The sequence below is a fragment of the Streptomyces sp. NBC_00872 genome (assembly GCF_045161915.1).
In the GTDB taxonomy this organism is placed as follows: domain Bacteria; phylum Actinomycetota; class Actinomycetes; order Streptomycetales; family Streptomycetaceae; genus Streptomyces.
Map to the genome: position 1 here is coordinate 1,044,285 of NZ_CP108806.1, position 12,454 is coordinate 1,056,738.

Annotated in this window: 7 protein-coding genes; 5 read left to right on the plus strand and 2 right to left on the minus strand. The window is 72.3% G+C overall.

Translation table 11 applies throughout. The annotated features are described in order from the left end of the window. Positions 1-11 precede the first annotated feature (11 nt). The 5 genes from OG214_RS04430 (at position 12) to OG214_RS04450 (ending at position 6,360) form a co-directional block, all read left to right on the plus strand. A complete protein-coding gene (locus tag OG214_RS04430; RefSeq protein ID WP_405983849.1) occupies positions 12-1,553 on the plus strand; it encodes an FAD-dependent monooxygenase in 1,542 nt (513 codons plus the stop codon). Between the two features lie 126 nt (positions 1,554-1,679). Then, a complete protein-coding gene (locus OG214_RS04435) occupies positions 1,680-3,353 on the plus strand; it encodes an acyl-CoA dehydrogenase family protein (RefSeq protein ID WP_405983850.1) in 1,674 nt (557 codons plus the stop codon). After that, the gene (locus OG214_RS04440) at positions 3,350-4,621 is read left to right on the plus strand and encodes a cytochrome P450 (protein ID WP_405983851.1); all 1,272 of its coding nucleotides are present in this window, start codon (positions 3,350-3,352) and stop codon (positions 4,619-4,621) included. Before OG214_RS04435 ends, OG214_RS04440 begins: the two co-directional genes overlap by 4 nt. A gap of 20 nt (positions 4,622-4,641) precedes the next feature. Then, a complete protein-coding gene (locus OG214_RS04445; protein WP_405983852.1) occupies positions 4,642-5,877 on the plus strand; it encodes a cytochrome P450 in 1,236 nt (411 codons plus the stop codon). A 135-nt stretch (positions 5,878-6,012) separates the two neighbouring features. After that, the gene (locus tag OG214_RS04450) at positions 6,013-6,360 is read left to right on the plus strand and encodes a nuclear transport factor 2 family protein (RefSeq protein WP_405983853.1); all 348 of its coding nucleotides are present in this window, start codon (positions 6,013-6,015) and stop codon (positions 6,358-6,360) included. Between the two features lie 69 nt (positions 6,361-6,429). On the opposite strand, the gene OG214_RS04455 is transcribed toward OG214_RS04450, so the two are convergent. Beyond that, the gene (locus tag OG214_RS04455; protein ID WP_363084646.1) at positions 6,430-7,158 is read right to left on the minus strand and encodes a TetR/AcrR family transcriptional regulator; all 729 of its coding nucleotides are present in this window, start codon (positions 7,156-7,158) and stop codon (positions 6,430-6,432) included. A 145-nt stretch (positions 7,159-7,303) separates the two neighbouring features. Further along, complete coding sequence (locus tag OG214_RS04460; protein WP_405983854.1) at positions 7,304-12,451, minus strand: SDR family NAD(P)-dependent oxidoreductase; 5,148 nt, start codon at positions 12,449-12,451, stop codon at positions 7,304-7,306. Between the last annotated feature and the right edge of the window lie 3 nt (positions 12,452-12,454).

Consider the following 12,454-nt stretch of genomic DNA (forward strand, 5'->3'; position numbering starts at 1 on the left):
GAGCGCGTCCCATGACCGAAAGCACCGTGCCGACGCAGAGCGGCGGCCGGACACCGGTCCTGATCGTCGGCGCAGGCCCCTGCGGACTCGCCGCGGCCTGCGAACTGATGCAGTTCGGCGTGCCGGTACGGCTCGTGGAGGCCCGCGAGGACCGCGCGGTCGGCTCCCGGGCCGTCCAGCTCTGGCCACTCGGGCTCGAAGTCCTGCACACCGCCAACGTTCTGGACGAGGCGCTGCGCCGCGGACTGCGCGTGCACAGCAACATCTACCACCTGCGGGACCGGGTCCTCACAGTGCCGCTGGGCAAGACGGACGAGCCCCTGATGCTGCCCCAGGAGCAGACCATGGAGCTGCTGGAGGGCGCCCTGGGCAAGCTCGGCGGCCGGGTCGAGCGGGGGGTACGGATCAGCCGGACCGAACTGACCGACACGGGTGTGACCGCCGTGGCCGAGGGACCCGACGGTGTCGAGGAGACGATAGAGGCCGACTGGCTGATCGGCGCCGACGGCGTGCACAGCACGGTGCGGGAGCAACTGGGTATCGAGTTCCGCGGGGCCCAGCTGCCGCTTGACTTCCTGCTCGCCGAGGGCCGGATCGACGGCGACTACGCCCCTGGCACCGTCCACTACTACCTCGGCCCGAAGGGGTCGCTGGTCTTCGGGCCGATGCCCGGAGGCACCGTCCGGGTCTCCGGCGTACTCGCTCCCGGTTTCCCGCTCACTCCCGAGGCCGTACAGGGGTTCCTGGACGAGCGCACCGACAGCGGTCTGCGGGTGGTCGAGCTGGACACGCTCGCCACCTTCTCGACCGCCGAGCGGATCGCGACCGCCATGCGCAAGGGCCGGGCGTTCCTCGTCGGTGACGCCGCCCACACCCACACCCCCGTCGGCGGTCAGGGCCTCAACCTCGGCCTCCAGGACGTGCACAACCTGGCGTGGAAGCTGGCCGGCGTCATCAACGGCCGGTACGCGCCGCGGATCCTGGACACCTACGAACCCGAGCGGCTCCAGGCCGCCCGGCAGATCGTCAGTACGACACACCGTCTGATGAAGATGTTCACCCTGGGCCCGGCCGCCTCCCGGGTGCAGAACGTCACCTGGAACCTGCTCGGCGCCACCGGCGTGCTCCAGCGCTGGTTCGTCCCGCTGCTCGCCGGGCGCCGGGTGCGCTACCCCGACTCCATGACGCATGCCCGGGACGACCGGGCCGCGGAACGTGGGCCCACCTCGTTCCTGAAGGCCGGCCGCGCCCTTCCGCCGCCGGGTGCCCGCCCTCCGAGATGGGTCCCGGCGGCCAGTCCCGGCACGGGATTCCGGCTGCTCACCGTGAGCCGCGCCGCGGACTCGGCCCTGGACCGTCTCGGTCGCAGGCTGGCCCAGGCACACGGCCCGGAACTGTGCCATGAGCACCACCGCCGTAGAACGGACGGATTCCTGCTGCTGCGTCCCGACGGGTACGTCGCGGCACGCGGCACCGAGCCCGCCGGGCTCGGCCGGGTGGACCGGCTGCTGGCCGGTCTGGCCGCCGACGGCCCGGACACGGCTTCCCTCTGAGGCCGGCCGCAACGGGGTCGAGTACGCGTCCTCGCGTACTCGACCGGGCCGCGCCGCCACGGTGCGGCAGCCGCGACGCCACCGCCCCCGTACCCGATCACACACTCCGTCCGCGAGGAGCAGCACATGCCGGCACAACGAGACGCCCCGCCCGCGAGCTTCGTCGAAGGCCTGACCACGGGCCGGCTGCCATGGGAGCGGTTCGCCGGGTTCCCGGAACCCGGTCCCGAGGAGACCGCGGTCACGGACGCTCTGCTGTCGGAGCTCGGGCCCCTCGTCGACTCCTGGGTGGACGGCGACGAGATCGACCGCACCCGCGAGTGGCCGGACGGACTCCTGGGGAGACTTCGCGAGGGGGGCTACTTCCAGCTCACGGCGCCGCCGGAGCTCGGCGGCCACGGCCTCACGCCATACGCCCTGGTACGCGTCGCCGTGCGCGTCGCGCGACGGTCGATGAGCGTCGGGCAGATGCTGTGTGTGCAGAACGGCATCGCCGCGAGCGCCCTGCTTCCGGTGACACCGCCCGGCCCGCTGCGTGACCTGCTCCGCGCCGAGATCGCGGCCGGCAGCATATCCGGTTTCGCGGACACCGATCCCGCGGGACAGAACAACACCCTGTCCGAGACCACGGCGGAACTCACCGAGGACGGCTCGGCGTATCTGCTGCGCGGCGACAAGCTGTTCATCGCGAACGCCGGCATCGCGGAACTGATCGGTGTCTCCGCCACCGTCACGGAGCCGGGCGGCCCCAGGGCCGGGGTGTTCTTCTTCCGCACCGGCACTCCCGGCTTCGAGGTCCTGGCCGCCAATGACTTCATCGGCATGGGCGCCCTGTCGTCATCGATCCGGCTGAAGGGCGTACGGGTGCCGAGGGAACACGCGCTCCTGGGCGACGCGTCCTCCCGTCTGCCGCTGCCCGTCGCCCTTCAGGGCTCCTACGGCCGGACGGCCTTCGCCGCGGTCGGGTCCCTCGCCGTCATCCGCAACTGCCTCGAGTACGCCGCCGAGTTCCTCGGCAGGCGCCGGATCGACGGGCGTGGTCTCGCCGATCACGACAAGATCCAGAGGATCGTCGCGGCCACACTGGCCGACGAGTTCGCCGTCGAGAGCGTGACCCGCTGGACGCTGCTGGACCCCGGCGCCGAGTACGACCGGGCCTTCGAGACATACGCGGCCAAGAACCTCGTCACCGGGCTGAGCTGGCGGGCCAGCGACCGCGTCGTCGGGCTGCTGGGCGGTGAGGGCATCGAGACCGCTCAGAGCAAGCGCAGACGGGGCGCCGTGCCGCACCCGGCCGAGCGCTACCACCGCGACGCCCGCGCCCTGCGGATCGTCGGCAACGTCGACTTCGTCAACGACCACCGGGCGGGCCGGATGCTGCTGGCGCGCTATCTCCCCGGGGCGGGCGCCGACCGCCCCGTGCCCGAATTCCCGTCCGCCCCGCTGTCCGTCGCCAACCGGCGCCATCTGGCGGCGGTCGCCGGCACCTTCCGGCGACTGGACCGGATCTGTCGGCGGCTGGTCGCCCGTCACCCCGATCCGGCGCGGCTCTCCGAACGCCAGGAGACGGTGATCCTCGTCGGCAGGCTCGCCACCGAGCTGTTCGGGGTGTGCGCGGTCCTCGCCCGCGCCGCCCAGGACGGCGGTGCGCCGGCGCAGGAGCTGGCGGACATCCACACCACGGCGGCCCGGCACCGCCTGGCCGGCCTCGTCCGCCGGCTGACGGCCGGGGAAACCACCGACTCACCCGACTACGCGAAAGTCAGCCATGCCTGGCTGACCTCCCTGGAGACCCGATGATGCCGACTCCCCGGACCGCCGAGCTGCCGGAGGTCCTCGACGGCTTCGACCTGACCGACCACGCGCGGTTCGCCACGGGCGTGCCGTACGAACTCTTCGCCAGGCTGCGGCGGCAGGCCCCGCTGCTGTACCACCCCCCGGGCGCGGGCAGCGCCGACGGCGAGGGCTTCTGGGTGCTCAGCCGGTACGCCGACATCGCCGCGGCCGGCGCGGATCCGGTCTTCTCCGCCCAAGGAGGCGGTGGCCGCAAGGGCGGTGGCACCCATCTGGAGGACATGGAGATCGGCGTCCACGCGGGGGTGTTGCTGCCGATGATGGACGATCCGCGGCACCAGGCCCTCAAGGACATGATCACCCCGTCGCTGAGTGGCAGCGGTTCGCTGCTCCGCGTGGACCTGGCGCGCGCCGACGCCGCGCGACTGGTCGGTCGCGCGGTCCTCCAGGGCTCCGTCAATCTCGTCGAGGCCCTGGCCGAACCGCTCGCCCTGCGTGCCGTGGCCGGTCTCTTCGGCGTCCCCGGCACCGACTGGGACCAGCTGCAGTCCTGGACGCACCAGGTCATCGCTCTCGCCGACCGCCGCACCGGCCGGTCCGACGAGAACTCACGTGCCACGTTCATGACGATGGCGCGCTATTTCCAGGGCCTGCTGGCCGCGAAACGGGAGAGGCCGGATCCGGACTTCGGTTCCGTGCTGACCCACGGGCGACTGCCGCGGAGCAGCGGGGAGCCGCCGCTGCGGCCGTACGAGCGTGAGCACAACTTCGTCGTGCTGATGATGCACGCCTTCGAGCAGACCCGTAACGTCCTGGCGGCCGGGCTGCTGGCGATGGCCGAACACCCCGGTCAGTGGCAGCTGTTGCGCGCGGACCGGTCACTCCTGCCCGGCGCGGTCGAGGAGATGCTGCGCTGGGCGCCGCCCAATCCGTACAACCGCCGTACGGCCACCCGGGACGTCGAACTGCACGGGCATCTGATCCGGGCCGGCGACAAGATCACCCTCTGGTGGCCGTCCGCCAACCGGGACGAGACGGTCTTCGACCGCTCCGACACCTTCGACATCCGCCGGGACCCCAATCCGCACCTGTCCTTCGGTTCCGGCGTCCATGACTGTTCCGGTGGCGAGGCCGGCCGGCTGGTGATGAGCCCGCTGTTCGAACAACTCCTCGATCACGTGGCCGCCCTTCGTCTCACCGGCCCCGTGGTCCGCACCCCCTACAACAAGCACACCGTACTGCTCGATTTGCCGGTCGAGCTGATTCCCGCCTGACCCACCAGAAGGAGCGCACCATGCCCGATATCTCGGTACTGAACTCTTCGGAGAAACCGAAGGTCCTTCCGTACGACCCGCTGAACCCGGAGTTCCTGGCCAACCCGTACACGAACTACGCCCGGCTGCGCGAGCAGGCCGCGGTGCACCGGACCGACGCGGGTGTCGCCGTCATGAGGTACAAGGAGGTCAACCAGGTTCTGCGCGACCCCCGCTTCGGCCACGGCAACGGCCTGGGTGCCCAGGACGCCAAGGTCCCGTCGCCCGAGGGCCCCAAGGACGCCCTGATGTTCATGGACCCGCCGAACCACACCCGGCTGCGGGCCCTGGTGAACCGGGCGTTCACGGTCCGGGTGGTGCAGCGTCTGCGGCCGATCATCGAAGAGCTGGCCGTGGAACTGCTCACCGCGGCCAGGGAGAAGCACGGGGACGGCCCTCTGGACCTCTCGGCGGAATTCTGCCGGCCGCTGGGTGTCCGTTCCGTCAACCGCCTGGTCGGCGTTCCCGAGGAGTACACGGAGCGGTGCATCGGCTACGGGCGGGACGGGGGCCGGGGTCTGGACCCCGGCTTCACCCTCACCCCGGAGGCCGAGCAGCAGCGTCTGAAAGTGCGCGACGGGGTGATGGAGATAACCCTGGAGATGATCCAGGACCGCCGCGCTCATCCCCGGGAGGACCTGGTCAGCGACCTGATCCGGGTGGAGGAGGCCGGGGACCGGCTGAACGAGATCGAGATCCTCACCACGGTGGCCAATCTCTTCCTGGCCGGCTGGGCCGCCCCGCAGGCGTTGCTGGGCCTGGCGAGCGTGGCTCTGCTCCAGCACCCCGAGCAGCGTGCCTACTACACGGCCCACCCGGAACACGCCGAGCGGTCGGTGGAGGAACTGGTGCGCTACGACAGCACCGTTCAGCTCGTCGAGCGGATGGCCCTGGAGGACACCGAGGTGAACGGCGTCAAGGTCAAGGCGGGCGAGGAGGCCTATCTGCTGTTCGGCTCGGCCAACCGCGACCCCCGGGCCTACGAGAACCCGGACACGCTCGATCTGACCAGGGTCGGGCCGCGCAACGTGGGCTTCGGACACGGCATCCACTACTGCGTGGCGGCTCCGGTCGCCAAGATGATCACGGAGGTGGGGCTCAACGTACTCCTCACACGCTTCGCGCCCGAACTGACGGTCCCTCAGCCGCCAACCAACGGGGCCATCACACAGCGCAGTTACGCCGAGATCCCGGTGGCCCTCACCGCCGGTCCGTGACCGGATCGACGGGCGGACGCGCCACACCGGCATGTAGAGTGAACAGTGTCTGCTGCGGCGACCAGAGGTCGACGTACTGTCCGCGAAAGCGGACCGCGGTGCGCTCTCACTCTTTTCTCTCCGAAAGGGAATCTTTTGAGCGACATCGTCACTGACCTTCTCAAGAAGTACATCGAGGTCTTCAACGAAACGGACGGGACCAGGCGCAAGGCCGGTATCGCGGAGGTCTTCACCGAGGACGCGGTCTACTCCGACCCCACGGCCGAAGTGACGGGCTGGGACGGTATCGACGGGCACCTCGGCGCGTTCCGCACGCAGGCCCCCGACCTGATCTTCGCGTTGGGCGACGTCAAGTTCCACCATGACACCGTGCTGTTCACATGGACGGCGGGTACCAACGGCGGGCCTTCCATCGCGAGCGGCCGGGACTTCGTGCTCCTCAAGAGCGGTCGGATCCACCGGATCCACGGCTTCTTCGACTGAGCGGCGGGCTCCGAAAAGAACGCCCGGCCGGGTTCTCCCGGCCGGGCGTTCCGCCGTCTCCGGCGCCGTTCACTCCCGTTCGCGCGCCCCCGGGGCGCCCCCGAGGGCGGCGGCGAACTGCTGGATCTCCGCGTTGAAGAGTTTCTCCGGCTCCCGCGTCTGGCTGCCGAGATGCCCGTAGACCTCCAGGGAGACCAAGCCGTGCATCCGGGCCCACCATCGCAGGGCCAGCGCCACGGCGGCCGGCGACACATCGGCGTGGACGGCCCGGACGCGGGTGACATACTCCGGCGCGAAGTCCGCCCAGTCGTACGCGTGGTGGGCGGACGGGAAGCCGGGGTCCAGGCCCGCGTCACCGTCCCCGATCCTCGCGGCGACCAGCCACGCGAGCAGCCGGGGTCCTCGGTGCGCGGCCTCCGGCACCGGATGCCGCTCGTCGGCCGAGCGACCGTGGATCAGATGAAAGTACTGGGGGTTGCTGATCGCCCAGTGCCGGTAGGCGTGGCCGAGAGCGAGGATCGCGGCGGCCGGATCGTCCGCCGCCACATCGCGGCAGGCCTGGTCGAGCCGTTCGGCGAGGGCCTCGTGGAGATCGGCGATGAGCTCCTCCACCAGCGCTTCCCTGGTGTCGAAGTAGCCGTAGATCGCCGCGGCCGTCATCCCCATCTCGCGCGCGATGGCCCGCAACGAGACAGCGTTGGACCCCTCACTGGCCAGGTGGCTGAGCGCGGTGGCCTTGATTTGTGCGGTCGTTGCCGCCCTCAGCCGTTCTCTTCGGCTTTGCCGCTGGACTCCCATACTTGACACTCTACGGTGCGCGGTTTCTATACTGCATGTGCAAGTTGAACAGCGTTCACCGCAGCGTCGTGGTACCGGCCGCAGCAGACACCTTCAGCCGGTCGTCGCACGCCGTGCCTCCCCGCCGGATCCGCCGCGCGGCGGCTCACGCCGAGGCCCCGGCGGGCTGTGCCGTCAGCCACTCCCGGACCGCACCGGCCGTGTCCGAGGCGTGCCGCTCGATCAGGTCGAAGTGATCGCCGGGAGTGTCCACCACCGTGGCGGAGGCCGTCAGTTCAGCGCGGTCCGGCCCCGGGCCGCCCCAGTCGTGACCGGCGGCACGCACGAGAAGCACGGACGCCTTGAGCGGTGCGGGCCGCCAGTCCTCCAGGAGCCGCAGATAACCGCCCATGGCGGTCAGCGCCTCGTCGTCGAGACCGGTGAGCCCCGCACGCCCGGCCATCCCGGTCAGCAGAGCGGGACCGAACTCCTCCAGCAGGCCGCCGCCGACGGGAAACGTGTCCAGCAGCACGACCGCCGCCGGACCGGCTCCCCCGGCCTCCAGCCGGGCCGCGACCGAGTGGGCCAGCAGCCCGCCCGACGAGTAGCCGAGGAGTGTGTACGGTCCGCCGGCCGCCCGGCGGACCGCGGAGGCCAGCACCCCGGTCAGCACGGACAGCCCGGCGGGCAGCGACTCGCCGTCACGGAAACCGGGCAGCGGCAGCGCGTAGACGTCCCGGCTCCCGCCGAACCCCGCGGCGAGCCTGGCGAACTGCTCCGGCCCGGACGTGGCGAGCACACTCGGCAGGCAGAAGACGGGGTCACCAGCCGTGCCCCTCGCGAGAAGTACCGGATCCGCCCCGGGCGCATCCGCCGGGTCGTGGAAGACCGGCCGGAACCCCGCCGCGGTGCCCAGCAGCCGGGTGAAGGACCCGGACCGGCCCTCCCGCAGCGCGGACCGGAACAGACCGGTCAGCATGGGCTCCGCCGACGGACCGGAGGCCGCGCCGATGCCACCGCCTTCGCCTGCCCCGTCGCCGCCAGCGCCTTCCCCGCCGGCCGGTCCCGCGGCGACGAGACCGGCCAGGGCGTCCGGAGTGCGAGCGTCCAGGATCTGCCGCGCGGTCAGCCGTACACCCGTCGCCGCGGAAAGCCGGTTGCGCAGTTCCACCGTGGTGAGCGAGTCCATACCCAGCTCCAGGAAACCGCGTCGCGTGTCGACGTCCTCCGGTCCCGGCAGGCCCAGGACAGCCGCGGTCTGGGTTCGCACCAGACCGAGCGATGCCTCCCGCCTGCCCGCCGCGTCCAGACCCGCGAACCGCTCAAGCGGCGACGCGCGGTCGGCGCCGGGATCCGCCACCGCGTTCCCGGCCGCCTCCGGAAGCTCGGCGAACAGCCGGCTCCGCCCCGCCGCCGTCGACCGCAGATAGTCGGGCCACGCGATGTCGGCGGCCAGCAAGGCGGTCTCGTCGGTGTCGAGGACCTGCCGCAGCACCGTCAGGGCGTGGCGGCGTCCGATCGCCGGGATGCCCCGGCGGCGCAGCCGCTCGTGCCGGACCCGTTCCAGCCCGGCCCGGTCCGGGTCGGCGAACTCCTCGTTCCACACTCCCCAGGCGACATCGGTGGCCGGCCGGCCGGCCGATCTCCGCCGCTGGACAAGCGCGTCCAACTGGGCGTTGGCCGCGGCGAACCCGCCCAGGCCGACCCCCACCCCGATCGTTCCGGCGATGGACGAGAACGTCACGAACGCGGACAGCGGGAGATCTCCGGTCAGCTCGTCGAGGACCGCCACGGCACCGGCCTTGGCCCGTACCATGCGGTCCACCGAGGACAGCCCCAGCTCCTCCAGCGGGCCTTCGACCAGCACCTCCGCGCAGTGGAAGACGGCGGTCAGAGGTTCGTCCTCCGGGACCGCCGCCAGCAGCCGGGCGGTCCCGGTACGGTCGGTCACATCGCAGGCGGCCACGGTCACCCGTGCCCCGAGGGCCGCGAAGGCGCCCTCCAGGGCGATGCGTTCGGCTCCGGAGGGCTCCTGCGCCGCCGTCAGGAGCAGGTGCCGGGCACCCGTCCGGGCCAGATGCCGTGCCACCTCCGCACCGGTCCCGCTGGTGCCTTCGGTGACGAGGACGGTGCCCTCGGGCCGCCACGCGCGGCGGGCGGGCGCTTCTTCCAGAGGCGCGCGGACCAGACGTCTGGCCAGTACGGCGGAGCCCCGCAGCGCGACCCCGTCCTCGCGGTCACCGGCGGCGAGCACACCGGCCAGCAGCGCGTCACCGTCGCCGTCCGCCGGCAGATCGATCGCGCCGCCCCACAAGTGCGGATGTTCCTCGGCCAGCGCCAGCCCCAGCCCCCAGACACCGGCCTGAAGGGGGGCGCCGATGGTGTCCTGGGGGCCGGCCGCGACCGCCGCCCGGGTCAGCAGCCACACGGGCAACTCCGCTTCCAGCCCGGTCAGAGCGGCCACCAGATCCAGTGTGCCGGTCAGGCCGACGGTGAGCGCGGAATGTTCCGGGTGCGGGGTCTCGTCGAGGGCCAGCGCCGAGACGAGACCCTCCGGCCGCTGTTCCGCCACGGCTCCGGCGAGCCGTCGGGCCAGCGCCTCGCGCCCGGTACCAGGCGGCACGGTGACGCGGGTCACCCGGGCTCCCCGGTCCTCCAGCGCCGCGCTCCACGGCTCGGAGGCGGCCAGGAACTCCGGCACCACGACCAGCCAGTGCCCGGTCGGCGCGGCGGACGAGTCCGGCGTCACCTCGCGCCACACGGTGCGGTAGCGCCAGTCCCGTACCGCCGCGTCCTGCCGCAGCTCGGCCCGCAGTCCGGCGAGGGCGGGCAGCACCGGTTCGACGGCGGCGGGGCTCTCCGCGCCGAGCAGCCCGGCGAGCCCGGCCGCGTCCCGCAGTTCGACCGCCGTCCAGAAGTCGGCGTCGGGCTCGTCCGGGGAGGTGGCGGCGGCCTCCTGCGGCCGGATCCAGTAGGTGCGGTGCTGGAAGGGATATGTCGGCAGGTCCACCGGGCGCCGCCCGGCCGGCACCGGCCATGTCACCGGCAGCCCGTTCACCCAGGCCTCGGCCAGCCCGTCGCCCGCCGGCAGTACCGCGAGCGCCAGGACACCGGGGACCGCGCCCGTGAGGCCGGCGACCTCGCCGGGGGCGGCGCCCGCCATCAGGAACGTCCGGTAGCCACCGGCCGCCAGGGCCTCGGCCGAGGCGGAAACCGGGTCATCGGCGAGGAGGGCGCGGACAGCGTCCTCCAGCGCGAGCTCGCCCGCCAGATACTCCCCGGCGACCCGGTCCAGACCGTCGCCCGACACCGACTCGACGCGCACCCCGTGGTCCTGCCACAGTCCCGCGAGGGCGACCGCGACGGCGAACATGACCGGCCGCCGGATCCCGGCCGGGACTTCCCCGCGGTCGCGCAGTACGGCTTCCACCCTTACGGACGTGTACCGCTCGACCGCCGCGGCGACGGAGCGCAACCCGGCGGCGAACCCGGCGGAGCGGTCGAGCAGTTCCGCCGCCGCGGTCAGCAGCGTGGTGCCGTCCTCCGGCACGACCAGCGCGATCCGGCCCGGCTCACGCGCTGTGCCGGTGATCACTCCCGGTCCCGTCAGGCCCCGCGCCACCAGGGCGAGGTCCTGTCCGGCCCGCCCCTCGGACATGACAGCCGCGCGATGGGACAGTGCCGCGCGGGTAGTGGCAAGGGCATGCGCGACATCCGCCCACGACAGGCCCGGCTGGAGCGGCAGATACGCCGAGAGCCGGCGTGCCTGATCACGCAGTGCCCCGGCATCCGCGGCCGACAGCAGCAGCGGTGGCGCGTCCGGCACCGCCGTGGCGCCGTCGCTCGCACCGGTCCCGGCCGGTCCCGGGGCGCCGGGACGGAGCCCGTCGCGGACGCGGACCGGCCTGTCCTCGGCGGACTGTTCCTCGGATACCTGTTCGAGGATCACATGAGCGTTGGTTCCGCTGACCCCGAACGCGGAGACACCCGCCCGGCGGGGACGGCCGGCGTCCGGCCACGGACGGGCCTCGGTCAGCAGGCGAACCGCTCCCGCGTCCCAGTCCACCATCGGAGTCGGCTCGTCCACGTTCAGCGTGGGGGGAAACAGGCCGTACCGCATGGCCAGCACTGTCTTGATGATCCCGACGACACCCGCCGCGGCGCCCGCGTGGCCGAAGTTGGACTTCACCGAGCCCAGCCACAGCGGCCGCTCGGCCGGCCGCCCCTGACCGTACGTCCTGAGCAGTGCCTCGGCCTCGATCGGGTCGCCGAGCCGGGTGCCGGTGCCATGCGCCTCGACCATGTCCACCTCGGTCGGCGACAGCGCGCCGTTGTTCAGGGCTGCCCGGATGACGCGCTGCTGGGAGGGCCCGTTGGGCGCCGTCAGTCCGTTGGACGCGCCGTCCTGGTTGACGGCGGAACCGCGTACGACGGCCAGGACCCGGTGCCCCAGACGACGGGCATCGGACAGTCGCTCGACAACCAGGGTGCCGACCGCGTCGCACCAGGCCGTACCGTCGGCGGCGCCCGCGAACGCCTTGACCCGGCCGTCCGGTGCCAGTCCTCGCTGACGGCTGAAGTCCACGAAGATCTGCGGGGTGGAGATCACCGACACCCCGCTGACCAGGGCCAGCGAGCACTCCCCCTGGCGCAGCGCCTGAGCCGCCACATGCAGGGCGACCAACGAGGACGAGCAGGCCGTGTCGATGGTGACCGACGGGCCGGTGAGGCCGAAGGCGTCCGCGATCCGCGCGGCGAGCAGAGAACCGGCCCCCGTCTGCCGGTGCTCCGGCGGATCCGCCGGCAGCATGGCGTAGTCGGCGACGCTGCTTCCCGCGTACACACCGGTGTCGGTGCCCCGCAGAGCCGACGGGTCGATTCCGGCGCGCTCCAGCGACTCCCAGGTGGTTTCCAGAAGCAGCCTGTGCTGCGGGTCCATGGCGAGCGCCTCGGCGTCGGAGAACCCGAAGAACGACGCGTCGAAGTCGCCGGCCTCCGGCATGAAACCACCGTGCCGGACGTAGGACGTGCCGGGCCGGTCCGGATTCGGGTCGTAGAGGCCGGCCAGGTCCCATCCACGGTTGTCGGGGAAGTCGCGTACCGCGTCCTTGCCGGAGGCCACGAGATCCCACAGGTCCTCGGGCGAACCCACCCCGCCGGGCAGGCGGCAGCTCATGGCGACTATCGCGACCGGCTCGTCCGAACGCTTCTGGTGCTCGGCCAGCGCCCTCCGGGTCTCGCCGAGTTCGACGGTGACGCGTTTGAGATAGGCGCGCAGCTTCTCGTCACCGGAGGACGCCTTGGGAGTGGTCATCGG